This is a genomic window from Roseateles sp. 22389 (assembly GCF_052044995.1).
In the GTDB taxonomy this organism is placed as follows: Bacteria; Pseudomonadota; Gammaproteobacteria; order Burkholderiales; family Burkholderiaceae_C; genus Roseateles.
In genome coordinates this window covers 377,627-401,192 of record NZ_JBQEOF010000002.1, presented here as the reverse complement: position 1 = coordinate 401,192, position 23,566 = coordinate 377,627, and the positions used below count along the sequence as shown (strand labels likewise).

The following is a 23,566-nucleotide window of genomic DNA, read 5'->3' as shown; positions in this document are numbered from 1 at the left end:
TCGCCGCAGGCCTCAGGCCTTGCCCGGCTGGGGCTGATCGGGAGCGCCGGCCGGCACCGGCGCCGTGCCCGGCGCCAGGTGCGGCTCCTGCCACGGGTTGCGGCCCTTGCCCTCGGCCAGCGCTTTGCGCTCGGCCGCCAGGCGCTCCTCCAGCTGCTCGCGGCCGCGCTTGGACATCGCGATCAGCGTGTCCAGGTCGCCGCGGTGCGGGCGCATCGCCTCGGTCTGCTCGACGGAGTGGCGCCGGAAGCGCCAGGCCATCTGCCGCGCCGCGTGCGGTTCCCAGCCGAGCTGCTGCAGCACGCTGCGCCCGCTCATGAGCGCGGAGTCCAGCGTCTCGCGCTCGATCAGCTCGACGCCCAGTTCGCGCAGCGCGTAGTAGTGCTGGACGTTGCGCGCCCGGGCGACGATGGTCAGGTGCGGGAAGTGCTGCCGCGCGATCTCGGCGATCTTGACGCTGTGGTTGAAGTCGTCGACCGCCAGCACCAGCACGTGCGCGCGCTCGGCGCCGGCGATGCGCAGCAGTTCCAGCCGCGTGGCGTCGCCCCAGAAGACGCGCCAGCCGAAGCGCCGCAGCGATTCGACGGTGTCGGCGTCATGGTCGAGCACGGTCGCCGAGATGCCGTTGGCGAAGAGCATCCGGCCCACGATCTGCCCGTAGCGGCCGAAGCCCGCGATGATGACCTGCGAGTCCTGCGGCTCGGTGAGCTCGTGCGGCGACTTGCGCTCGACCTGCCCGGCCCGCCGCTGCGCCCAGGCCAGCAGCGCCGGGGTGAGCGCCAGCGAGAGCGCCACCGCCGCCACCAGCACCGAGCGCTGCGCCGCGTCCAGCAGCGTGGCCTGCTCGGCGAGCTGGAAGACGACGAAGCCGAATTCGCCCCCCTGCGCCAGCAGGATGACGAAGACCGCGCGCTCCGGCTTGGGCAGGCCCATCGCCCGGCCCAGCAGCGTCAGCACCAGGCCCTTGCACAGCCACAGCGCGGCCAGCAGGCCCAGCACCGCCAGCGGCTTGTGCCACAGCACCGTCAGGTCCAGGCCCATGCCGACCGCGATGAAGAACATGCCCAGCAGCAGGCCCTTGAAGGGCTCCAGGTCGGCCTCGAGGGCGCGGCGGTACTCGCTTTCGGCCAGCAGCACGCCGGCGGCGAAGGCGCCCAGCGCCATCGACAGCCCGACCTTCTGCATCAGCATCGCCGCGGCCAGCACCAGCAGCAGCGAGGCGGCGGTGAAGATTTCCGGCGTGCCGCTGCGCGCGATCCAGCGCAGCAGCGGCCGCAGCAGCAGCCTGCCGCCGAGCACGATGAGCACCAGCGCGCCCAGCGCCAGCCAGATCCTGCCGCCCGAGTGGCCGCCAGCGGGCCGGCCCTGGCTGGCCAGGATGGGCACCAGCGCGAGCACTGGGATCGCGGCGATGTCCTGCAGCAACGCGACGCTGATGACGCTCTGCCCGGCGCGGGTGTTGCCCAGGTTCTTCTCGCTGAGCGTGGCCAGCGCCACCGCCGTGGACGACATCGCCAGGCCCAGCGCCGCGATCACGGCGGCATGCCAGTCGGCATCGAGGAAGAAGGAAGGGATCAGCAGCAGCGCCGCGCAGCCCAGCATCTGCGCCGAACCCCAGCCGAAGATCGGCCGGCGCATCGCCCACAGCCGCTTGGGCTCCAGCTCCAGGCCGACCAGGAACATCATCAGCACGACGCCGAACTCGCCGATCTCCAGGACCGTGGCGGGCTGGCTGATCAGCCCGAGCACCTGCGGCCCGAGCAGCACGCCGGCGACGAGGTAACCCAGGATCGAGCCCAGTTTCAGGCCGCGCGCCAGCGGCACCGCGAGCACCGCGGCGGTCAGCAGCACCAGCGGCGTGAGCAGCCAGTTGCCGTGCGCGCCGTGGGCCGCCGCATCGGTGGCGCTCACGGCGGAGGTCACGGCAGCGGAAGCCGCGGCGGAAGCGGCGCCCATCGCGGCGGAGGCCGCGGCCATCGGGGAAGCGATGTCCATCAGACCGGCGCTCCTTCCTCGCGCACCGGGCGCTCGTCGTCGGGCACCGCCTCCTGGGCGGGCTCGGGCTGGCGCTCGCACCACTCGGGCAGCGCGCGCAGGCCGTCGACGAAGGCCTGGACATGGGCCTGGACCTGCTCCGCGCTGGCCTTCTGCGCACCGTGCAGCACCAGCGGCGGCAGGAAGCGCATGCCGCACAGCGCGGCCGTCTGGGCGTAGGGCAGCAGGAAGTCGCCGACCGGATGGCGGTTGTAGCCGTCGGCGCTGTAGGAATGCGCGCTGCCGCCGGCCGAGGTCACCAGCCACAGGTCCTTGCCGTGCAGCGCGTGGCCGGTCTGGCCATAGGCGAAACCGACGCTCAGCACCTCGTCCACCCACAGCTTCATCAGCGCCGGCATGCCGTACCAGTGCAGCGGATGCAGCCAGACCAGCAGTTCGGCGTCGCGCAGCGCCTCCTGCTCGGCCGGGGTGTCGATCGCGTAATCGGGATAGAGCGCATAGAGGTCGCGCACGTGGACGTTGGACAGGCCCTGGGCCGCGGACAGCATCGCCCGCGTGACGCGGGAATGGGCGAGGTCCGGGTGCGCGGCCAGGAGGAGGATGGACGGAGGGGCGCTCATGGCGGCGGATTTTGCGGTATCGCATAACATCCCGCGCACCTCATCGAGGAGAGGAGAGGCCATGCCGGTGATCCTGGTCGCCAACCCCAAGGGCGGCGTTGGCAAGAGCACGCTCGCGAGCAACCTCGCGGGCTTCCTGGCCCATCGCGGCCATGCGGTCATGCTGGGCGACATCGACCGGCAGCAATCCTCGGCCCGTTGGCTGGCGCAGCGACCCGCCGCGCTGCCGGCGATCCGCGGCTGGGAACTGGCGTCCGCCGAGCAGCTGCGCACCCCCAAGGGGGTGTCGCACGCGGTGCTCGACACCCCCGCCGGACTCCACGGGAAGAAGCTGGCGCAGGCGCTGAAGGTGGCCGACCGGGTGCTCGTGCCGCTGCAACCCAGCCTGTTTGACATCCAGGCGACATACGACTTCGTCCGCGAACTGCAAGATGCGGCCCGGGATCGCGACGGGCCGGCCGGCAGGCCCGACATCGCCCTGGTGGCGATGCGGGTGCGCGAGGGGACGCTGTCGCAGCAGCAACTGCATCAGTTCATCGAGCAACTCCGGCTGCCGCTGCTGGCCGAGCTGCGCGACACCCAGAACTACGTGCAGCTGGCCGCCCGCGGCTTGACGCTCTGGGACATCGCCCCCGGCCGCGTCGCCCGCGATCTGGCGCAGTGGGAAGGCCTGTGCGCCTGGCTGGAGCGGCCGGTCAGGAACGGGAAGGACGGCAAGGACTGACGCCGGCGTTCGTCCCGCTCCCGCCGGCGCCGACCCCATCGGAATCACGTCGGAACGAGAGGAGACCGGGATGCGGATGTTCGAGAAGCTGGAAGACCTGGCGCCCCTGGTGGGGCAGGAGATCGGCGTGTCCGACTGGATCGCGGTGGATCAGCCCCGCATCCAGGCCTTCGCCGATGCGACCGAGGACCAGCAGTGGATCCACACCGACCCCGCCCGCGCGGCCGCCGGCCCTTTCGGCACCACCATCGCGCATGGTTTCCTGACGCTCAGCCTGCTGCCGCGCTTCTATGAGACCGCCTTTCGGGTGAGGGAGGTCCGGATGGGCATCAACTACGGTCTGGACCGGGTGCGCTTTCCCGCGCCCGTGCCGGTGGACAGCCGGCTGCGCGGGCGTTTCGTGCTCAAGCGGCTGGAGCTCATCGAGGGCGGGGTGCAGATGATGGTCGAGGTCACCGTCGAGCGCGAGGCCGGCGGCAAGCCGGTCTGCATCGCCGAATCGCTGACCCGGCAGTACCGCTGACGCGCACGGCCTGCGCCCGCGGTCCATGGGCGTCAATCGCCCCAGTGTGGCATTTCGATCATTTCCGAAGCGCGTTTTTTCGGCTGTCACACTCGATGCGGTGCTGTCACGACCGGACACTCGATCGGGCGAATACAGATTTTTTGGTTTGCCAATAGAACTTTCTATTGGTAGCGATGCCACCGTAAGGGGGAGTGCCGGTGGCTAAGGGCACGCCTATGATCGCGCCCTAGTTCAAAAGTCATTCGGGACGGCGGGCCAGGAAGCCTGTCGCCGCAGTCCGACCATCCAAGGAGACACGCCCGTGAGGGTTCTGCTGATCGACGATCACCCGCTGATCCTGGCCGCGCTCCAGACTGTGATTCAAGGTCTGGGCGAAGACGTTCAGGTGCTGGGCGCCGACAGCGCGGCTCAAGCCCGCGACACGCTCAAGGCGCGCCAGGACTTCGACCTGGTGCTGCTGGACCTGAACCTGGGCGATGCCAGCGGCTTCGACGTGCTGGAGGAGTTCCGCTCCCAGTACCCGGCGCTGCCCGTGGTGGTGATTTCCGCCTCCGACCGAGCCAGCGACGTGATCCGCGCGATCGACCAGGGCGCGATGGGCTTCATTCCCAAACGCACCGGCAACGACGTGCTGGCCCAGGCGCTGAAGCTGGTGATGTCGGGCGGCATCTACGTGCCGCCGATGTCGCTGGGCTCGGACAGCGCGCCGGAGCCGGAACCGGTGGCCGTCGCCGAGAGCGCGGCGCACGGCAACTCGAGGCTGCACCAGGTCCAGGCGCTGGCCAGCCAGGCGGGCTACCAGACCACCGCGGGCCTCGAAAGCCTGCAGTTGACGCCGCGCCAGACGGACGTGCTGGCGCTGCTGCTCCAGGGCAAGCCGAACAAGATCATCGCGCGGGAATTGGGCGTGTCGGTCGAGACGATCAAGGACCACGTCGCGGCGGTGCTGAAGGCGCTGGGCGTCAGCTCCCGCACGCAGGCCGTGCTGGCGGTGGGCCAGATGGTGCAGCGCCAGCCCAACGCGGCGTTCACCACCTTCCGCTGAACGCGGCACGTCCGCATTCTGGAAGCCGGCCCTCAGCTCGGCGAGTAGGCCAGCCGCACGTAGATCGGCGCGAAGGCCTCGGCCTGCGTGATCTCGACCAGGCGCTCCCGCGCCAGCTCGAGCATCGCGATGAAGGACACCACCAGCACCTGCGAGCCCTTGTCCAGCTCGAACAGGTCCTCGAATTCGACGAAGCGCTGGCCCTGCAGCTTGCGCAGCAGGTGCGACATGTACTCGCGCACCGACAGCTGCTCGCGGGAGATCTTGTGATGCTGGCTCAGCTTGGCGCGGCGCATCAGCTCGGCCCAGGCCGCGCGCAGGTCGTCGACGTTGACGTCCGGCAGCCGCGGCGCCAGCGACTGCTCGATGTGGATCTGCGCCCGCAGGAAGTCCCGGCCCAGCACCGGCATCTGGTCCAGGCGCAGCGCGGCCTGCTTCATCTGCTCGTACTCGAGCAGGCGCCGCACCAGCTCGGCCCGCGGGTCCTCGGGCTCGGCGCCGTCATCGGTCTTCTTGGGCGGCAGCAGCATCCGCGACTTGATCTCGATCAGCATCGCGGCCATCAGCAGGTATTCGCTGGCCAGCTCGAGGTTGTGCTTGCGCAGCTGCTCGACGTAGCTGAGGTACTGCTTCGTGACCTCGGCCAGCGGGATGTCGAGGATGTTGAAGTTCTGCTTGCGGATCAGGTACAGCAGCAGGTCCAGCGGCCCCTGGAAGGCCTCGAGGAACACCTCCAGCGCGTCCGGCGGGATGTAGAGGTCCTGCGGCAAGGCGAACAGCGGCTCGCCATACAGCCGCGCGACGGCGACGTGATCGACCGTCTCGGGCGTGGAAGCGTCACCGCCCTGATCCACCGGGGTGTCCGGCAGCGTCAGGGCGGTGTCCGAGGAATCGTCGGCGTGGCTCACGCGGGGAACGCGGCTCGGCGTGGCGACGGCGGGCCGGCGGCTTACTCGGACTTGGTCTGGTAGACGTAAGGCTGCTGGGACACGCGGGCCTGGTTGTAGCCGGCCTGGGCCTGGCGGTCCTGCTCCCGGTCCCACAGCAGCGCGCGGCCGGCGCGCTGTTCGGCTTCCAGGGTGGGCTTCTTGGCCTTCAGCTCATTGATGAACTGCGTGGCTTCGGATTCGTATTTCTTCCAGAACAGCGGCATGGTCGTCTCTTGATCGGGGATTCGAAAACTGGGGCGGATTCTAGGCGGTCGGTCGCGGCGCAGGCCGTGCTCAACGCACGCGCATGCCGGGCTGGGCGCCCGGGAAGGGCTCCAGCACGAAGATGCCGGGGTGGGCCTTTTCGTCGGCGTGGCTGGCGGCCAGCACCATGCCCTCGGAGACGCCGAACTTCATCTTGCGCGGCGCCAGGTTCGCGACCATGACGGTGAGCTTGCCCTCGAGCTGCTCCGGCTGGTAAGCGCTGCGGATCCCGCTGAAGACGTTGCGCAGCCGGCCCTCGCCGGCGTCCAGCGTCAGGCGCAGCAGTTTGTCCGACCCCTCGACCAGCTCGGCTTTGACGATCTTCGCGATGCGCAAGTCGACCTTCGCGAAGTCGTCGATCTTGATCTCAGGCGCGAGCGCCTCGCCACCGGGCACGACCTGGGGCGGCGCGGGCGGCTCGAACAGCGCCTCCAGCAGCTTCGGGTCGACGCGCTGCATCAGGTGCTCGTAGCCGCCGATGCGGTGGCCGCCGAGCGTGCGGTCGGCATCGGCGAAGCTCATCGGCGCGACCTGCAGGAAGGTCTCCACCTTGGCCACCAGCGCCGGCAGCACCGGCTTCAGGTAGATGGACAGCAGGCGGAAGGCCTCGATGCAGACGGTGCAGACGTCCTGCAGCACCTGATCCTTGCCCTCGAGCTTGGCCAGCTCCCAAGGCTTGTTCTGGTCCACGTACTCGTTGACGCGGTCGGCCAGCAGCATGATCTCGCGCAGCGCCTTGCCGAACTCGCGGGTCTCGTAGAGCTCGACGATCGTGCCCTTGTGCGCGCGCAGGGCGTCCAGCAGCGTCAGGCCCTCGACACCGACGTCGGCCGACAACTGGCCGCCGAAGCGCTTGGACAGGAAACCCGCCGCGCGGCTGGCGATGTTGATGTACTTGCCGACCAGGTCCGAGTTGACGCGGGCGACGAAGTCGTCGGGATTGAAGTCGACGTCCTCGACCTTGCTGTTGAGCTTGGCGGCCAGGTAGTAGCGCAGCCACTCGGGGTTCATGCCCAGCGACAGGTACTTCAGCGGATCCAGGCCGGTGCCGCGGCTCTTGGACATCTTCTCGCCGCCGTTGACAGTCAGGAAGCCATGCACATACACATGGTTGGGCGTCTTGCGGCCGCTGAAATGCAGCATCGCCGGCCAGAACAGCGTGTGGAAATAGGTGATGTCCTTGCCGATGAAGTGGATCTGCTCGGTCGACTCGTCCTTCACGAACGCGTCGAAGTCGCGGCCCGTCTTGGCGAAGTAGTTCTTGAGCGAGGCCAGGTAGCCGATCGGCGCATCCAGCCAGACGTAGAAGTACTTGCCCGGCGCGTCGGGGATCTCGATGCCGAAGTAGGGCGCGTCACGGCTGATGTCCCAGTCGCCCAGGCCGCCGTTGCCGTCCTCGTCCTTGGCGAACCATTCCTTGATCTTGTTGAGCACTTCCGGCTGCAGCCGGCCCGGCGCCTGCGTCCACTGCTCGAGGAACTCGACGCAACGCGGGTCGGACAGCTTGAAGAAGTAGTGCTCCGAGCTCTTCATCACCGGCGTCGCGCCGGTCAGCACCGAGAACGGGTTCTTCAGCTCGGTCGGCGTGTAGACCGCGCCGCAGACCTCGCAGGAGTCGCCGTACTGGTCCTTGGCGCCGCACTTCGGGCACTCGCCCTTGATGAAGCGGTCGGGCAGGAACATCGACTTCTGCGGATCGAAGAACTGCTCGATCGTCTTCACCGAGATCAGCTCGTTGGCGCGCAGCGCCTTGTAGATCTCCTTGGACAGCTCGTGGTTCTCGGCGCCGTCGGTCGAGTGCCAGTTGTCGAAGCTGATGTGGAAGCCGTCCAGGTACTTCTGGCGGCCCGAGGCGATGTCGGCCACGAACTGCTGCGGGCTCTTGCCCGCCTTTTCCGCTGCGATCATGATCGGCGCGCCGTGCGCGTCGTCGGCGCAGACGAAGTGCACCTCGCTGCCCTGCATCCGCTGGAAGCGCACCCAGATGTCGGCCTGGGTGTATTCCATGATGTGGCCAATGTGGAAGTTCGCATTGGCGTAGGGAAGGGCGGTGGTGACGAAGAGCTTGCGTGTCATGGCGCGATGGGGGCGGTGGTCCCGCCGGGCGCAGTCGGGCGAAATGCCCAATCGGCGGCGTCCGGGGGAACCGGCGATTTTAGGCGTCGGAAGCGCGGGCCGCGTAACGCTGGGCGAGCCATGAGCACAAGATCAGCTGCAGCTGGTGATAGAACATGATCGGCAGGACGATCACGCCCACCGCCGGATGCGCGCCGAACAGCAGCTTGGCCATCGGCACGCCCGAGGCCAGCGTCTTCTTGGAACCGCAGAAGACCGCGGCGATCTCGTCCTCCACCGGCAGCCCCATGGCGCGCGCCGCCAGACGGCTCAGCACGATCACCGCGCCGAGGAACAGCGCGGCCCCGAGCGCCGCCTTGACCAGCAGCTCCGCGCCGTGGTCGCGCCACAGGCCCGAGGCGACCGAGTCGCTGAAGGCCGACAGCACCAGCAGGATGATCACCCAGCGGTCGACCAGCGAGATGCGGGACTTGTGGCGCGTGTGGAAGCCCAGCAGCAGCGGCCGCAGCAACTGGCCGGCCACCAGCGGGAGCAGCAGCAGCTGGGTGAGCTTCCAGACCGCCTCGCCGAAGGGCAGCGTCGCGCCGCTGGTGCCCGCCATCACCGCCACCAGCAGCGGCGTGAGCACGATGCCCAGCAGGCTGGAGACGCTGGCGTTGAAGATCGCGGCCGGCACGTTGCCCTTGGCCAGCACCGTCATCGCGACCGAGGACGAGATCGTCGACGGCAGCGCGCACAGGTAGGCGAAGCCCAGCGCCAGGTCGGGCGGCAGCCAGCGGCCGAACAGGGCGGTGAAGCCCCACCACAGCAGCGGGAAGAGCGCGTAGGTGCTCAGTTGCACCAGCACATGGACGCGCCACTTGAGCGCGCCGTCGCGCAGCGCGGCGGTGGACAGTCCGAGGCCGGTCAGGAAGAACACCAGCGCCACGCCCCAGTTGCTGACGACCTCCAGCCGCAACCAGCCGCCGCTGCGGCCCAGTTCCGGCCAGGCGCTGGCGAGCGCCACCGCGCCGACCAGCGCCAGCAGGAACCATTCCTTTCGGACCCAGGACCGGATGCCCATTCCCAACCTTTCACCGGCGCGGCCGGCCTGTCGTCCCCAATGGGGAAAACAGGGACTCTAGCGGGACCGCAGCTTGCCCACCTGTCTTCAGGCTGGCTCGGTGGCCGATTTCTCCGCCCGCCCGAACGCTGGGCGCCCCGGATGTCGGATTCGTGACGCAAGCCGGTGCGTTCATGACGGCAATCGCACGACACGATCGGGCGGCGGCGCGAACTGGACCGATGGACTTGTAACGGCGCCACGCCCATTTGCGGTCCGGTCCGCCCCGCGGATCCCTCGCCGGTGGGGTGTCGGACCTCGTCCGCCGGTTCAAGGACTCCCGCTAAGGCGTTGATTTGAAAGACCCCTGGAAACTATCCACCGGCGCTGTGGATAACTTTGTGGGAAACCCCTCCGCGAGCGCTCTAAACCCTTGATCGACGGTCGCCTGAGGTTCCGTGCCTCTTTTCTGGGCAGGCGAAAACGCGTCATATGAATCAATGGCTTAGCCGCGGCTGGCCGGTCGTGCCTGCTGCGCCGCAGCAGGACGGTTCGACGAATCGCGAGAGCGCCTCAATGGGGATAAGTCAAGCCCCGCATCCACGATTTTTGGGTTGACAACACGTCGGTGACGCTGGAAGAAGCGACCCGCCGATCACCATCGGCCTCTGCCGGAGGAGGGATCTATCCCCGCCTTCTGTGGACAAGCATGTGTGTCTCCTGGCGACGGCGCTTGCAAGTGCTTGTCACACGTGGTGTTCCAGTGGTCTGCTCGAAATCGAGGCAGCGTCGGCCCGATGTGACAGCGCGCGCGGCGCCGGATGACAGCGGCTGAAGCCCGCATGACGGCTCGCGGGCCGATGCAGCCTGGGCAGGCCCCTAAAAGGAGGGCCTCGGCGCACCGCTAAAATCCGCGACTTTGCAAACGCATCCCCCAAATTTTTCATGACGCAGGCAGTGGCGGGCAATCTGTCGGGGCGGTCGGCCGCCGGCAAGACTCCGGAACTTTTTGAACTGAAGAGCGCCTCGCTGAGCCTGCTCGCCCTCGTCCTGAAGACGGCCGATCCGGCCGCGCTCGACCAGGAGCTGACCGCGAAGCTGGGCGAAACGCCCGACGCCTTCCATCACGACCCCTTGCTGCTGGACCTGAGCCAGCTGCCGGCGATCGACGCGGTCGAGACCCGATCGGCGCCCGTGGCTGAACGCGTGGCCGAAGCCGTGGTCGGCGCCGAGGAGGCCAGCACCGCCGCGAGCGAGGCCCAAGGCCAGTTGAGCCTGGACGACGCCGCGACCGAGTCGCCCGCCGACGCCCCGTCGACCGCCCCGTCGACCACCCCGTCGACCACCACGGTTGCGCGCGTGGACCTCGCCGCGCTGCTGCCGCTGCTGCGCCGCCACCGGCTGCAGCCGGTCGGCGTGGTCGGTGCCAACGCGGCGGAACTGGCGCAGGCGGCCGGGCTGGGCCTGGCCGAGGCGCCCGACGAACCGGTGCGCGCCGAACGCGAGCCGCGGGTCCAGAAGGTCGTGCAGCAGGTCGTCAAGGAAGTGGTGGTCGAGCGCCAGGTCGAGGTGGCGGTGCCCGCGCAGGCCGCGCCGACTGTCTACGTCGACAAGCCGCTGCGCTCGGGCCAGCAGGTCTACGCCAAGGGCGCCGACCTGGTCGTGCTGGCGGCGGTGAACCACGGCGCCGAGGTCATCGCCGACGGCAGCATCCACGTCTACGCGCCGCTGCGCGGCAAGGCGATCGCGGGCGCGCGCGGCAACGCGCAGGCACGGATCTTCGCGCAGCAGCTCGAGGCCGAGTTGATCGCCATCGCCGGCATCTACCGCACCAGCGAGAACCCGCTGCCCGACAACGTGCGCGGCAAGGCGGCGCAGGTCCGGCTCGACGGCGAGAAGCTCCTGATGGAGCCGCTGGGCGCATGAACCATCCCGGGCGCCAGCCGCTTGCGGCCCCCTTGATTTCCCCCGACATGGGCGGCGGTCCCCGCGACCGCCGCACCGATGACGCTTGAGCTGCGACGACAGCGACCGACACATTGAAAGGACCTCGACCCATGACCAAGATCGTTGTGGTGACCTCCGGCAAGGGCGGCGTGGGCAAGACCACGACCAGCGCCAGCTTCGCCACCGGCCTCGCGATGCGCGGCTACAAGACCGCGGTGATCGACTTCGACGTCGGCCTGCGCAACCTCGACCTGATCATGGGTTGCGAGCGCCGCGTGGTCTACGACCTGATCAACGTGATCAACGAGGAGGTCAAGCTCGGCCAGGCGCTGATCAAGGACAAGCAGCTGGACAAGCTGTTCATCCTGGCGGCCTCGCAGACGCGCGACAAGGACGCGCTCAAGCAGGAGGGCGTCGAGCGCGTGCTGGAGGAGCTCAAGGCGATGGAGTTCGACTACATCGTCTGCGACTCGCCGGCCGGCATCGAGACCGGCGCGCTGATGGCCATGCACTACGCCGACGAGGCGCTGGTGGTGACCAACCCCGAGGTCTCCTCGGTGCGCGACAGCGATCGCATCCTGGGCATGCTCAACAGCAAGACCAAGCGCGCGATCGAGGGCAAGGAGCCCGTCAAGGAGCACCTGCTGATCACCCGCTACAACCCCAACCGGGTCGAGGGCGGGCAGATGCTGTCGCTGGAGGACATCCACGAGATCCTGCGTACGCCGCTGATCGGCGTGATCCCGGAGAGCGAGGTGGTGCTGCAGGCGTCCAACCAGGGCCTGCCGGCGATCCACATGAAGGGCACCGACGTGGCCGAGGCCTACTCGGACGTCATCGCGCGTTTCCTCGGCGAGGACAAGCCGATGCGCTTCGTCGAGGCCGTCAAGCCGGGCTTCTTCAAGCGCCTGTTCAGCCGCTGACATCCACCGGGAGAAACCATGGGATTCATGTCCTTCTTCCTGGGCGAGAAGAAAAGCACCGCCAGCGTCGCCAAGGAGCGCCTGCAGCTGATCCTCGCCCATGAACGCAATGGTCGCGGCGCGAGCCCCGACTACCTGCCGCAGCTGCAGCGCGAGCTGCTGGCGGTGATCTCGAAGTACGTCTCCATCAACCCGGACGACATCAAGGTCCACATGGAGCGGCAGGACGACCTCGAGGTGCTCGAGGTCAAGATCGAGCTGCCGGAGATCCGCAAGGCCTGATCGGGGGATCCGCGGTAGCGCCCGTGTAATCCCCTATGCCGGAATCCGCCTCGCGTCACTAGGGTGACGCGAGGCGCCCGGAGCCGTCGATAGACTGACCTGGACAGCCGACAACAATATCCAGGAGACGACATGGCACTGATGGGCCAGATGATGTCGATGCCGCTGCTGATCTCGTCGGTGATCCAGCACGCGGCGCGGCATTCCGGGGATACCGAGATCGTCAGCAAGCGGGTCGAGGGCGACCTGCACCGCACCACCTGGGCGGCGGTCGAGTTCCGGGCCCGCCAGCTCGCGCAGGCCTTCGCGCGGCTGGGCCTGGCGCCCGGCGACCGCGTCGGCACGCTGGCCTGGAACGGCCACCGCCACCTCGAGCTCTACTACGGCACCTCCGGCTCGGGCCTGGTCTGCCACACCATCAATCCGCGCCTGTTCCCCGAGCAGATCGCCTGGATCGCCAACGACGCCGCCGACCGCGCCCTGTGCTTCGACCTGAGCTTCCTGCCGCTGGTCGAGAAGCTCGCGCCGCAGCTCGGCCAGGTCCGCCACTTCATCCTGATGACGGACCGCGCCCACATGCCGGTGGAGTCATCCATCCCCGACCTGCGCTGCTACGAGGACCTGGTCGAGGCCGAGGACGGCCGCTACGTCTGGCCCGAGTTCGACGAGAACACCGCGTCCAGCATCTGCTACACGAGCGGCACGACCGGCCATCCCAAGGGCGCCGTCTACAGCCACCGCAGTTCGGTGCTGCATGCCTACGGCGCGGCGCTGCCCGACGCGATGGCCTGCTCGCGCCGCGACGTGATCCTGCCGGTGGTGCCCATGTTCCACGTCAACGCCTGGGGCCTGCCCTACAGCACCGCGCTGGTGGGCTGCAAGCTGGTGCTGCCCGGGCCGCACCTGGACGGCAAGTCGCTCTACGAGCTCTTCGAGTCCGAGCAGGTGAGCTTCAGCGCCGGCGTGCCGACGGTGTGGCTGGGGCTGCTCAACTACGTCGGCGCGAACGGGCTGAAGTTCTCGAGCTTCAAGCGCACGGTGATCGGCGGCTCGGCCTGCCCGCCGGCGATGCTGCGCACGCTGATGGACGACTACGGCGTGGAGGTGATCCACGCCTGGGGCATGACCGAGATGTCGCCGCTGGGCACGCTGTCGCGGCTCGGCAGCCAGCAGCTGAAACTGCCCCAGGAACAGCAGCGCCACCTGCTGGAGAAGCAGGGCAAGGCGATCTACGGCGTGGACATGGCGGTCGTCGACGACGCCGGCAAGGCCTTGCCCTGGGACGGCAGGACCTCGGGCAACCTGGTCGTGCGCGGGCCCTGGGTCATCGACAGCTACTTCGGCCATGCGGACTCGCCGCTGATCCGCGTCACCGGCGAGGACGGCCGCGACGCCGGCCTGTGGTTCCCGACCGGCGACGTCGCCGCCATCGATGCCGACGGCTTCATGCAGATCACCGACCGCAGCAAGGACGTGATCAAGTCCGGCGGCGAATGGATCAGCTCGATCGACGTCGAGAACATCGCGATGGCGCATCCGGCGATCCACGAGGCCGCCGTCATCGCCGTGCCGCATCCCAAGTGGGACGAACGACCGCTGCTGGTGGTGGTGCGCAAACCCGGCGAGGCCGGCGCAGCGCTGACACGCGAGTCGGTGCTGGGCTTCTACGAGGGCCGGATCGCCAAGTGGCAGGTGCCGGACGACGTCGTCTTCGTCGACGAGATCCCGCACACGGCCACCGGCAAGATGCTCAAGCTCAAGTTGCGCGAGCAGTTCAAGGGCCACAAGCTGCCGGGCGGCTGAGGCCGCCGCGACGGTCCGCCGCCTGGCGATCCCATCCCGAGGGCCCGCGCTTCCCAGGCCCCACCGCGCATCGATCCGCTGACGCAGGAGTTCCGCCGCCCCGGTTTCCCTTCATCGCAGTCCCCAGCAGTCCGCCGCTTCCCGCTGTACCAGGCCGTACCACGCCGTACCCCGTTGCTTCCGATCGCCTTGCATCACAACCACATCAGGAGACAAGCATGAGCAAGCACAGCACGCGTCCGATCCCCTCGCTGGCACGGCCCCTGGCCCTCGCCGCATTCGCCCTGACGGCCGCCGCCGGCGCCTACGCGCAGAAGGGCGAGACGGTGAAGATCGCCTGGATCGACCCGCTGTCCGGCCTGATGGCGCCGGTGGGCCAGAACCAGGTGAAGTCCTTCCAGTTCTTCGCCGAGAAGTTCAACGCCAACAACCCCGCCGGCGTGAAGTTCGAGATCATCCCGATCGACAACAAGCTCAGCCCCGCCGAGTCGCTCAACGCGCTGAAGTCCGCGATCGACCAGGGCGTGCGCTACGTGACGCAGGGCAACGGCTCGGGCGCGGCGCTGGCGATCATCGACGCGGTCAACAAGCACAACGAGCGCAATCCCGGCAAGGAGGTCGTCTACCTCAACCACTCGGCGGTGGACCCGGACCTCACCAACAGCAAGTGCAGCTACTGGCATTTCCGCTTCGATGCCGACACGTCGATGAAGATGGAGGCGCTGACCACCTTCATGAAGGACCAGCCCGACATCAAGAAGGTCTACCTGCTCAACCAGAACTACGCGCACGGCCATCAGGTCGCCAAGTACGCGAAGGAGGGCCTGGCCAAGAAGCGGCCGGACGTGCAGATCGTTGGCGAGGACCTGCACCCGCTGGCCCAGGTGCGCGACTTCGCGCCCTATGTCGCCAAGATCAAGGCCAGCGGCGCGGATTCGGTGATCACCGGCAACTGGGGCTCGGACCTGGCGCTGCTGGTCAAGGCCGCCAACGAGGCCGGCTACACCGGCAAGTTCTACACCTACTACGCCGGCGTGACCGGCACGCCCACGGCGATGGGCGCGGCGGGCGCGGGGCGCGTGTTCCAGATCTCGTACAACCACAACAGCCTGGGCGGCGAGCCCGAGAAGTGGGCCAACGAGTACAAGGCCAAGTTCAACGACGACTTCTACACCGGCAGCGTCATCCACATCTACACCGCGCTGAGCACGGCGATGGCCAAGGCCAAGAGCACCGATCCGGTGAAGGTCGCGGCGGCGCTGGAAGGGCTGAAGTTCAAGTCCTTCAACGGCGACGTGGAGATGCGCAAGACCGACCACCAGTTGCAGCAGACGCTGTTCCTGACCGTCTGGCAGAAGGCCGACGCCAAGCGCCCCTACAGCGTCGAGAACACCGGCTACAACTTCGCCCCGGTCAAGACCTTCGATCCCTTCGTCAGCAGCACGCCTACAAGCTGCCAGATGAAGCGTCCGTCGTAAGGCGCTCCGCCGCCCGTCGCGAGCGGGCCGGGACCGGGTTGAAGCGCGCAGCCGTACGTGAACGTACGGCGAGCACTGCCGACCCGGGATCGGTCCGCGCAGCTACCGCGCCTTCCGTCATCAGCGCGGCCAACGCATCGAAGTCCTGAGCACAACGACGTGGAACAGATCCTGATCAACCTCCTCAACGGCCTGTCCTCCGGACTGCTGCTGTTCATGCTGAGCTCCGGCCTGACGCTGATCTTCAGCATGATGGGCGTGCTGAACTTCGCGCATGCGAGCTTCTACATGCTCGGCGCCTACTTCGCGTACTCGATCGCCGGGTGGATCGGCTTCTGGCCCGCGCTGCTGATCGCGCCGCTGCTGGTCGGCGGCTGCGGCGCCCTGTTCGAGCGCGGCGCGCTGCGGCGCGTCCACAAGTTCGGACACGTGCCGGAACTGCTGATCACCTTCGGCCTGTCCTACGTCGTGCTCGAGGTGGTGCAGCTGATCTGGGGGCGCACCGCCGTGCCGTTCTCGCCCCCGCCCTCGCTGCAGGGCGCCGCCTTCACCCTGGTCCATGCCCCGGGCCAGGCGCTGGAGCTCGCCTGGGGCGACGCGCCGGCCGCCCTGTGCGCCGCCGCCAGCTGCTCCAAGTTCCCGCTCACCCGCGCCTTCATGATGGTGGTGGCGCTGTTCATGCTGCTGTCGCTGTGGCTGCTGCTGACCCGCACCCGCATCGGGCTGGTCATCCAGGCGGCGCTCACCCATCCGGAGATGGTCGAGGCCCTGGGCCACAACGTGCCGCGCGTGTTCATGCTGGTGTTCGGCAGCGGCTGCGCGCTGGCCGCGCTGGCCGGCGTGATCGGCGGCATCACCTTCGTCACCGAACCCGCGATGGCGGTGATCGTCGGCTCCATCATCTTCGTGGTGGTCGTGGTCGGCGGCATCGGCTCGCTGGCCGGCGCCTTCGTCGCCTCCCTCGTCATCGGGCTGCTGCAGACGCTGCCGCTGACCGTCGACGTGTCGCTCGCCCAGGCCTTCCAGCTCGGTCCCGACACCTTCGGCTACCCGCTGCTCAAGCTCACGCTGGCCCAGGTCGCGCCCATCCTGCCCTACCTGTTGATGGTCCTGATCCTCATCTTCCGGCCCAAGGGCCTGCTCGGCACCCGGGAGGGCTGATCGATGTCCGCCGTCATGCCTTCCTCCTCCTCCGCCTCCTCCTCGCCCGGCACCGCGGGCGCCCCGGCGCCACTGCCGTCCGGCGCCGCCCCGGGCGACGCCCTCGCCCAGGAGCGCCCGCCGCGCGCCCGGCGCGGCGAGACCTATCACTTCAAGCCGCACAACGTCGGCCGCTGGCTGATCTGGGGCGCCTACGCGCTGGCGCTGCTGGTGGCGCCGCTGCTGTGGACCAGCAGCCTGGCGCAGACCATGCTGTCGCAGATGGGCATCGCGATCATCGCGTGCCTGTCCTACAACCTGCTGCTGGGGCAGGGCGGCATGCTCAGCTTCGGCCACGCGGTCTACAGCGGGCTGGGCGCCTACCTGGCGATCCACACGCTCAACGTCGTCGGCGCGGGCCAGCTCGCGCTGCCGGTCAGCCTGGTGCCGCTGGTCGGCGGCCTCGCGGGGCTGTTCTTCGCGGCGCTGTTCGGCTACGTGTCGACGAAGAAGTCGGGCACACCCTTCGCGATGATCACGCTGGGCCTGGGCGAGCTGATCTGGTCGATGTCGCTGATGCTGCCGGAGTTCTTCGGCGGCGAGGGTGGCGTCTCCTCCAACCGCGTCGTCGGCAAGGCGGTCTGGGGCATCAGCTTCGGGCCGCAGATCCAGGTGTACTACCTGATCGCGGTCTACGCCTTCGTCTGCACCGCGCTGCTGTACGCGCTCACCCGCACGCCGCTGGGCCGCATGCTCAACGCGGTGCGCGACAACCCCGAGCGCGTCGAGTTCATCGGCTACGACACGCAGTGGGTGCGCTTCCTGGCCTTCCTGATCGCGGGTTTCTTCGCCGGCGTGTCGGGCGGGCTGTCGGCGCTGAACTTCGAGATCGTCACCGCCGAGGTCGTCGGCGCCGCGCGCTCGGGCGCCTACCTGCTGTTCACCTTCCTGGGCGGCGCGACCTTCTTCTTCGGGCCCATCATCGGCGCGGTGCTGATGGTGGTGGCGCTGGTGCTGCTGTCGGAGCTGACCAAGGCCTGGCTGCTGTACCTCGGCCTGGTGTTCCTGTTCATGGTGATGTACGCGCCAGGCGGCATCGCCTCGCTGATCATGATGAACCTGCGCCTGGCCGCCTTCGGCAAGCTGCGCGCGCTGTGGCCGTCCTACCTGGGCCTGGCCGGCGCCGCGGCGACGATGCTGCTGGGCGGCTCGGCGATGGTGGAGATGCTCTACCACCTGCAGCTCAACGAGGCCCTCGGCCCGCAGATGAAGTACCTGGGCCTGGCGCTCGATGCCAAGAGCGTCGAGTCCTGGTTCGGCGCCGGCTTCGTGCTGCTGACCGGGCTGGGGCTCTTCGAGCTACTGCGCCGCCAGTTCCGCGCCGAGTGGGACCGGGCGCAGGAGGAGATCGAGAAAGAGATCAAGCGGAGGGAAAGCCTGTGAGCACCGCCAACATCCCCTACGCGCTGGAGCTCCAGGCCGTGCGCAAGAGCTTCGGCAAGAGCGAGATCATCCGCGGCGCCGACCTCGCGGTGAAACCCGGCGAGCGGGTCGCGATCATCGGGCCCAACGGCGCGGGCAAGTCCACGCTGTTCAACCTGATCAGCGGCCGCTTCGCGCCCACCAGCGGCGAGATCCGGCTCTTCGGCGAGCGCATCGACCAGCTGCCGCCCTACAAGATCAACCGCCGCGGGCTGTCGCGCAGCTTCCAGGTGTCCAACCTGTTCACGCGGCTGTCGGTGTTCGAGAACATCCGCTGCGCACTGCTCTGGTCGATGGGCCACAAGTACGCGTTCTGGAAGTTCCTGGCCGGCATGGACGACGTCAACGACCGCGTCGAGGAACTGCTGGAGATGCTGCACCTGGACAAGAAACGCGACGTGCCCGCGATCAATCTGACCTATGCCGAGGCGCGCGCGCTGGAGATCGGCATCACCATCGCCGGCGGGGCGCAGGTGATCCTGCTGGACGAACCCACCGCCGGCATGAGCAAGAGCGAGACCCGGCGCTTCATCCAGCTGATCCGCCAGGTCACCGAGGGCCGCACGCTGCTGACGGTGGAGCACGACATGGGCGTGGTCTTCGGCCTGGCCGACAAGATCGCGGTGCTGGTCTATGGCGAGGTGATCGCCTTCGACACGCCCGACGCGGTGCGCGCCAACACGCGTGTCCAGGAGGCCTACCTCGGATCGGTGCTGGCCGAATCGCAGGCCGCGGGAGCCCATGCATGAGCGTCGCCCTCCATGACACCAACGTCGGCGCGATGCGCGCCGCGACCGCCACGCCGGCCGCCGGCACGCGCGCGCTGCGGCTGGACAACGTCCATGCCTTCTACGGCAAGAGCCATGTGCTGCACGGCGTGACGATGGAGGTGCGTCCCGGCGAGATCGTCAGCCTGCTGGGCCGCAACGGCTCGGGACGCTCGACGACGGTCAAGACCATCATGGGCCAGGTCGACGGCACGGGCGCGATCGCCTGGGGCGGCCAGGAGCTGCTCGGCCGCAAGGCCTACGAGATCGCGCATCGCGGCATCGGCTACGTGCCGGAGAACCGCGACATCTTCCCCAAGCTCACCGTGCACCAGAACCTGATGCTCGGCGAGAAGGGCCGGCGCAAGGGGGCCGCGCCGCGCTGGAGCTTCGACGACATGTACGCGATGTTCCCGCGCCTGAAGGAGCGCCAGCACACCGAGGCCGGCGTGCTGTCCGGCGGCGAGCAGCAGATGCTGACGCTGTGCCGCACGCTGATGGGCGATCCCGACCTGATCATGATCGACGAGCCGACCGAGGGCCTGGCGCCCAAGATCGTCGAGCTGGTGGCCGAGTACCTGAAGGAGCTCAAGCGGCGCGGCGTCTCGGTGCTGCTGGTCGAGCAGAAGCTGGCCATCGCGCTGGAGATCTCCGAGCGCTGCTACGTGATGGGCCACGGCCGCATCGTCTTCGAGGGCACGCCCGCCGACCTGCGCGCCAACGCCTACGTCCGCAAGGAGTGGCTGGAGGTCTGAGGCCGCCCGCCGGTTACATCCGTCACGGCACCGTGTCGACGGCGTGACGGACCGGTCACTGGCGGGCGACGCGGCCCGCGATCCGGTGAAAAATGCCCGCTCCTGGTGAAGGCTTCGCGCGCCTGCCGCCCTACAGTGACGGCGCGAATCACACGAGCGGGATCCCTCCATGAACTTGTTGCAGCCTTGGATGCTGGCGGCCGGCGCACTGGCCGGCGCGGGAGCGGGGGCGGCGATCGCGAGCGCATGGTGGGGACGCAAGCTGAGGACGGCCCGGGCGCTGATCGATCAGCTGCAGGCCTCGCGCCGGCAGATCGAGGAGCAGGTCGGCCAGGCGCGCCGGCAGATCGAGAAGCTGCAGATGGAGATGCTGGAGCTTCGCCTCACGATGGAGCACATGCGGCGCAAGACGCAGTTCGCGGCGAGCCGTCCGTTGCCCATCGACAGCGGCGACTCGATGTTGGCGCCGATCAGCGCGCATGCCCCGCGGTCCGTGGGCGCCGTGGCGCGCCCAAACGTGGTGGCGGACGTGGCGTCGGATGCGGCGGCGACTGCCTCGGCCCCCCCGCTCACGCATGCCGAGCGCTTCGAGCGTGCCCGTGAGCGCGCCGCCGCCGGGGGCTTCAGTGCCACCGAGCCGATGGAGCGGCCGATGCAGCGGGCGACGCCGGTGACACCCACGCCCACCCCCACGCTGCCGCCGATCCCGTTCGGCTTCCTGCCGACGCAGCCCCACCCCGAACCCTGATCCCGACACCGTCCTCCCCCCGACGTAGGTGTCCCGCGCGGCGTTGCCGCGTCCCCTGATCCGGGTGGCTCCGGGCGCGACAGCGACCCCGGGGCCGCACTACATTGGCCGCCAGGAAACAAGAACGGGGAGCCGGCCATGAGCGCGGTGCAGCCTTGGATGGTCGTCGTCGGGACGCTGGCCGGAATGGCCGTCGGGGGTGCGCTCGCGAGCGCGTGGTGGTGGAGCAAGCTCAAGCGCGCGCGGCGCCTGATCGATCGCATCGAGTCCTCGCGGCTGCTGCTCAACGAGCAGACCACGCAGGCGCGCCGCCAGATCGAGCGCCAGCAGATGGAGCTGGGTGAACTGCGCATGGTCGCCGAGCGCCTGCGCCGCAAGGCGGCCCAGGCCGCGGCGTCCGGCGAGTCGGTCGACGGCCCCGAATCGATCCTCCCGCTGGAGGCCGGCGCGCCGGTGAGCGGCCCCGCGCCGCTGGCGGGCTTCCGTCCGATCGAGAAGCCACGCGCGCCCGCGCCGACGGTCGCCAGCGTCGACGCGGCGCTGGAGCGCCAGGAACGCGCCCGCGAGCGGGCCGCCGAGGGCGGCTTCGCCCGCACCGAGATCCAGGACGACGACGGCCCCCATTCGCGCGGCTTCATGCCGACGCAGCTCGACAAGCCGTTCTGAGCAAGCCGTTCTGAGCGGGCGGCCGCGCCGGCGCCATCCCCACGCGCGATCCACGCGATTCGCGCGATCCGCTCGATCCACGCGCCACCTGCGCGACACCCCACCTCCGCACTTCTCCCGTAGCGCCCTGTCACAGCAGAGACAAGCGGCGCGCGTCGGCGCTGCCTAGAATCGAACGATCGTTCTTTTCGTCCCGGTGTCCGAGGAGACCTCCGACCGGCGGCGATGCGTTTCCCCCCACTGGAAGGAACACACATGGGTGCCAGCTACGAAGTCCGCGGCCAGGTCGCGGTGATCACGCTCAACAATCCGCCGGTCAACGGCCTGGGCCATGCCACGCGGCTGGCGGTCGCCGAGGGCGTCGAGCAGGCCGAGAACGATCCCGCCATCAAGGCCATCGTCATCACCGGCGCCGGCAAGGCCTTCTCCGGCGGCGCCGACATCCGCGAGTTCGGCTCGCCCAAGGCGCTGGCCGAACCCAACCTGGGCTCGCTGATCACCCGTGTCGAGTCCTGCACCAAGCCGGTCGTCGCCGCGATCCACAGCGTCGCCATGGGCGGCGGCCTGGAGCTGGCGCTGGGCTGCCACTACCGCGTCACCGCGCCCGGCGCCAAGATCGCGCTGCCCGAGGTCAAGCTGGGCCTGCTGCCCGGCGCCGGCGGCACGCAGCGCCTGCCGCGCGCGCTGGGCGTCGAGCCCGCGCTCAACATGATCGTCAGCGGCGAGCCGGTGGCCAGCGAGCAGCTCGCCCAGGTGCCCGGCCAGGTGCTGTTCCAGAAGCTCATCGACGGCGACCTGATCGACAGCGCCGTCCAGTTCGCGATGGAGATCGCCGACAAGCGCCCGCTGCCGCGCGTGCGCGACATCAAGGCGCAGCATCCCGAGGCGCAGGCCTACTTCCAGTTCGCGCGCAATACCGTCGGCGCGATGTCCAAGAACTTCCCGGCGCCGCTGCAGTGCGTGGAGACCGTCGCCAACGCGGTCTCGATGAAGTTCGAGGACGGCATGCGCGCCGAGCGCGAGGCCTTCCAGCAACTGATGCTGACGCCCGAGTCCAAGGCGCTGCGCCATGCCTTCTTCGCCGAGCGCGCCGCCTCCAAGATCCCCGACGTGCCCGAGGACACGCCACTGCGCCGCGTCGACAAGGTGGCCATCATCGGCGCCGGCACGATGGGCGGCGGCATCGCGATGAACTTCCTCAACGCCGGCATCCCGGTGACGATCCTCGAGATGAAGCAGGAGGCGCTGGACCGCGGCATCGCCACCATCCGCAAGAACTACGAGGCGCAGGTCAAGAAGGGCAAGCTCAAGGAGGACCGCTACGCGCAGCGCATGGCCCTGCTGGACACCACGCTGAACTACGGCGACATCGGCTCGGCCGACCTCGTCATCGAGGCCGTCTTCGAGGACATCGGCGTCAAGGAGCAGGTCTTCCGCCAGCTCGACGAGGTGATGAAGCCCGGCGCGATCCTGGCCTCCAACACCTCGACGCTGGACGTCGACAAGATCGCCGCCTTCACCAAGCGGCCGCAGGACGTCATCGGCACCCACTTCTTCAGCCCGGCCAACGTGATGAAGCTGCTGGAGGTGGTGCGCGGCGCGGCCACCGCCAAGGACGTGCTCGCCACCGTGATGGCGCTGGGCAAGAAGATCCGCAAGACCTGCGTGGTCTCGGGCGTGTGCGACGGCTTCATCGGCAACCGCATGATCGAGCAGTACAGCCGCCAGGCCGGCTTCCTGCTGGAGGAGGGCTGCACGCCGCAGCAGGTCGACAAGGCGATGGAGCGCTTCGGCTTCGCGATGGGCCCGTTCCGCATGGGCGACCTGGCCGGCAACGACGTGGGCTGGTACATCCGCAAGCGCCGCTACCAGGAGAAGCCGGACCTGCGCTACTCCAGGACCGCCGACCTGCTGTGCGAGATGGGCCGCTTCGGCCAGAAGACCGGCGCCGGCTGGTACGACTACCTGCCGGGCAAGCGCGACGCGATCCCGTCGAAGACCGTGCTGGAGATGATCGACATGCACCGCTCGGCGCTGGGCATCACGCCGCGCAAGATCAGCGACGAGGAGATCGTGCACCGCCTGGTCTACGCGCTGGTCAACGAAGGCGCGCGCATCCTGGAGGAGGGCATCGCGCTGCGCGCCTCCGACATCGACATGGTCTACCTGACCGGCTACGGCTTCCCGCTGTGGCGCGGCGGTCCGATGTGCTACGCCGACACGGTCGGTCTCTACAACGTCGTGCAGGCGATGAAGCGTTTCGCGCGCAACCCGCATGACGACGCGAAGTTCTGGGAACCGGCTCCGCTGCTCAAGCGCCTGGCCGACCAGGGCAAGGGCTTCAACGACTGACC

21 protein-coding genes are annotated in these 23,566 nt (G+C 68.8%); 15 read left to right on the top strand and 6 right to left on the bottom strand.

From position 1 onward, the window contains the following. Positions 1–12: 12 nt before the first annotated feature. The gene (gene kefC, locus ACTJKJ_RS04805) at positions 13–1,995 is read right to left on the bottom strand and encodes a glutathione-regulated potassium-efflux system protein KefC (RefSeq protein ID WP_440819733.1); all 1,983 of its coding nucleotides are present in this window, start codon (positions 1,993–1,995) and stop codon (positions 13–15) included. Beyond that, positions 1,995–2,615 carry a glutathione-regulated potassium-efflux system oxidoreductase KefF gene (kefF, locus tag ACTJKJ_RS04800; RefSeq protein ID WP_255489460.1) on the bottom strand — a complete coding sequence of 207 codons (621 nt, stop codon included), beginning with the start codon at positions 2,613–2,615 and terminating at the stop codon, positions 1,995–1,997. Before kefF ends, kefC begins: the two co-directional genes overlap by 1 nt. Before the next feature lie 61 nt (positions 2,616–2,676). On the opposite strand from kefF, the gene ACTJKJ_RS04795 reads away from it, so the two are divergent. The 3 genes from ACTJKJ_RS04795 to ACTJKJ_RS04785 all read left to right on the top strand — a co-directional run bounded on the left by ACTJKJ_RS04795 (position 2,677) and on the right by ACTJKJ_RS04785 (position 4,910). After that, the gene (locus tag ACTJKJ_RS04795) at positions 2,677–3,339 is read left to right on the top strand and encodes a ParA family protein (protein WP_440819732.1); all 663 of its coding nucleotides are present in this window, start codon (positions 2,677–2,679) and stop codon (positions 3,337–3,339) included. 70 nt (positions 3,340–3,409) lie between these two features. Further along, positions 3,410–3,862, top strand: a complete 453-nt coding sequence (locus ACTJKJ_RS04790) for a MaoC family dehydratase (protein WP_091722545.1) — start codon at positions 3,410–3,412, stop codon at positions 3,860–3,862. Positions 3,863–4,166: 304 nt separating this feature from the next. After that, on the top strand, positions 4,167–4,910 hold the full coding sequence (locus ACTJKJ_RS04785; protein WP_091722549.1) for a response regulator: 744 nt from the start codon (positions 4,167–4,169) through the stop codon (positions 4,908–4,910). A gap of 32 nt (positions 4,911–4,942) precedes the next feature. On the opposite strand, the gene ACTJKJ_RS04780 is transcribed toward ACTJKJ_RS04785, so the two are convergent. From ACTJKJ_RS04780 to ACTJKJ_RS04765, 4 genes are all read right to left on the bottom strand, one after another. Continuing rightward, the gene (locus ACTJKJ_RS04780; RefSeq protein ID WP_091725015.1) at positions 4,943–5,785 is read right to left on the bottom strand and encodes a segregation and condensation protein A; all 843 of its coding nucleotides are present in this window, start codon (positions 5,783–5,785) and stop codon (positions 4,943–4,945) included. Positions 5,786–5,859: 74 nt separating this feature from the next. Next, positions 5,860–6,063, bottom strand: a complete 204-nt coding sequence (locus ACTJKJ_RS04775; protein ID WP_091722552.1) for a DUF3460 family protein — start codon at positions 6,061–6,063, stop codon at positions 5,860–5,862. A gap of 70 nt (positions 6,064–6,133) precedes the next feature. Further along, a complete protein-coding gene (gene metG / locus ACTJKJ_RS04770; protein ID WP_147239711.1) occupies positions 6,134–8,179 on the bottom strand; it encodes a methionine--tRNA ligase in 2,046 nt (681 codons plus the stop codon). 79 nt (positions 8,180–8,258) lie between these two features. Beyond that, positions 8,259–9,242: a bile acid:sodium symporter family protein gene (locus ACTJKJ_RS04765; RefSeq protein WP_147239710.1), complete on the bottom strand. Its 984-nt coding sequence runs from the start codon at positions 9,240–9,242 to the stop codon at positions 8,259–8,261. Positions 9,243–10,166: 924 nt separating this feature from the next. Here ACTJKJ_RS04765 and minC point away from each other — a divergent pair. The 12 genes from minC (at position 10,167) to ACTJKJ_RS04705 (ending at position 23,564) form a co-directional block, all read left to right on the top strand. Beyond that, positions 10,167–11,147 carry a septum site-determining protein MinC gene (minC, locus tag ACTJKJ_RS04760; protein ID WP_440819731.1) on the top strand — a complete coding sequence of 327 codons (981 nt, stop codon included), beginning with the start codon at positions 10,167–10,169 and terminating at the stop codon, positions 11,145–11,147. Positions 11,148–11,278: 131 nt separating this feature from the next. After that, positions 11,279–12,091, top strand: coding sequence for a septum site-determining protein MinD (gene minD, locus ACTJKJ_RS04755; protein WP_091722564.1), 813 nt, complete (start codon positions 11,279–11,281; stop codon positions 12,089–12,091). Positions 12,092–12,109: 18 nt separating this feature from the next. Beyond that, entirely contained in the window at positions 12,110–12,373 is a 264-nt protein-coding gene (gene minE, locus ACTJKJ_RS04750; protein WP_091722568.1) for a cell division topological specificity factor MinE, read from the top strand. Between the two features lie 132 nt (positions 12,374–12,505). Further along, the gene (locus ACTJKJ_RS04745; RefSeq protein WP_297389909.1) at positions 12,506–14,176 is read left to right on the top strand and encodes a 3-(methylthio)propionyl-CoA ligase; all 1,671 of its coding nucleotides are present in this window, start codon (positions 12,506–12,508) and stop codon (positions 14,174–14,176) included. Between the two features lie 218 nt (positions 14,177–14,394). After that, positions 14,395–15,654, top strand: coding sequence for a branched-chain amino acid ABC transporter substrate-binding protein (locus ACTJKJ_RS04740; protein WP_147239707.1), 1,260 nt, complete (start codon positions 14,395–14,397; stop codon positions 15,652–15,654). Between the two features lie 216 nt (positions 15,655–15,870). Continuing rightward, positions 15,871–16,815, top strand: a complete 945-nt coding sequence (locus tag ACTJKJ_RS04735; RefSeq protein WP_440819766.1) for a branched-chain amino acid ABC transporter permease — start codon at positions 15,871–15,873, stop codon at positions 16,813–16,815. Between the two features lie 3 nt (positions 16,816–16,818). After that, positions 16,819–18,237 carry a branched-chain amino acid ABC transporter permease gene (locus tag ACTJKJ_RS04730; protein ID WP_440819730.1) on the top strand — a complete coding sequence of 473 codons (1,419 nt, stop codon included), beginning with the start codon at positions 16,819–16,821 and terminating at the stop codon, positions 18,235–18,237. Beyond that, a complete protein-coding gene (locus ACTJKJ_RS04725) occupies positions 18,234–19,025 on the top strand; it encodes an ABC transporter ATP-binding protein (protein ID WP_440819729.1) in 792 nt (263 codons plus the stop codon). Before ACTJKJ_RS04730 ends, ACTJKJ_RS04725 begins: the two co-directional genes overlap by 4 nt. 32 nt (positions 19,026–19,057) lie before the next feature. Next, complete coding sequence (locus ACTJKJ_RS04720) at positions 19,058–19,798, top strand: ABC transporter ATP-binding protein (RefSeq protein WP_440819765.1); 741 nt, start codon at positions 19,058–19,060, stop codon at positions 19,796–19,798. 169 nt (positions 19,799–19,967) lie between these two features. Further along, a complete protein-coding gene (locus tag ACTJKJ_RS04715; protein ID WP_440819728.1) occupies positions 19,968–20,546 on the top strand; it encodes a hypothetical protein in 579 nt (192 codons plus the stop codon). A 138-nt stretch (positions 20,547–20,684) separates the two neighbouring features. Next, positions 20,685–21,212 (top strand): hypothetical protein, encoded by a 528-nt coding sequence (locus ACTJKJ_RS04710; protein WP_440819727.1) that lies wholly within the window; start codon positions 20,685–20,687, stop codon positions 21,210–21,212. A 255-nt stretch (positions 21,213–21,467) separates the two neighbouring features. Beyond that, positions 21,468–23,564: a 3-hydroxyacyl-CoA dehydrogenase NAD-binding domain-containing protein gene (locus ACTJKJ_RS04705; RefSeq protein WP_440819726.1), complete on the top strand. Its 2,097-nt coding sequence runs from the start codon at positions 21,468–21,470 to the stop codon at positions 23,562–23,564. The last annotated feature ends 2 nt before the right edge of the window (positions 23,565–23,566 follow it).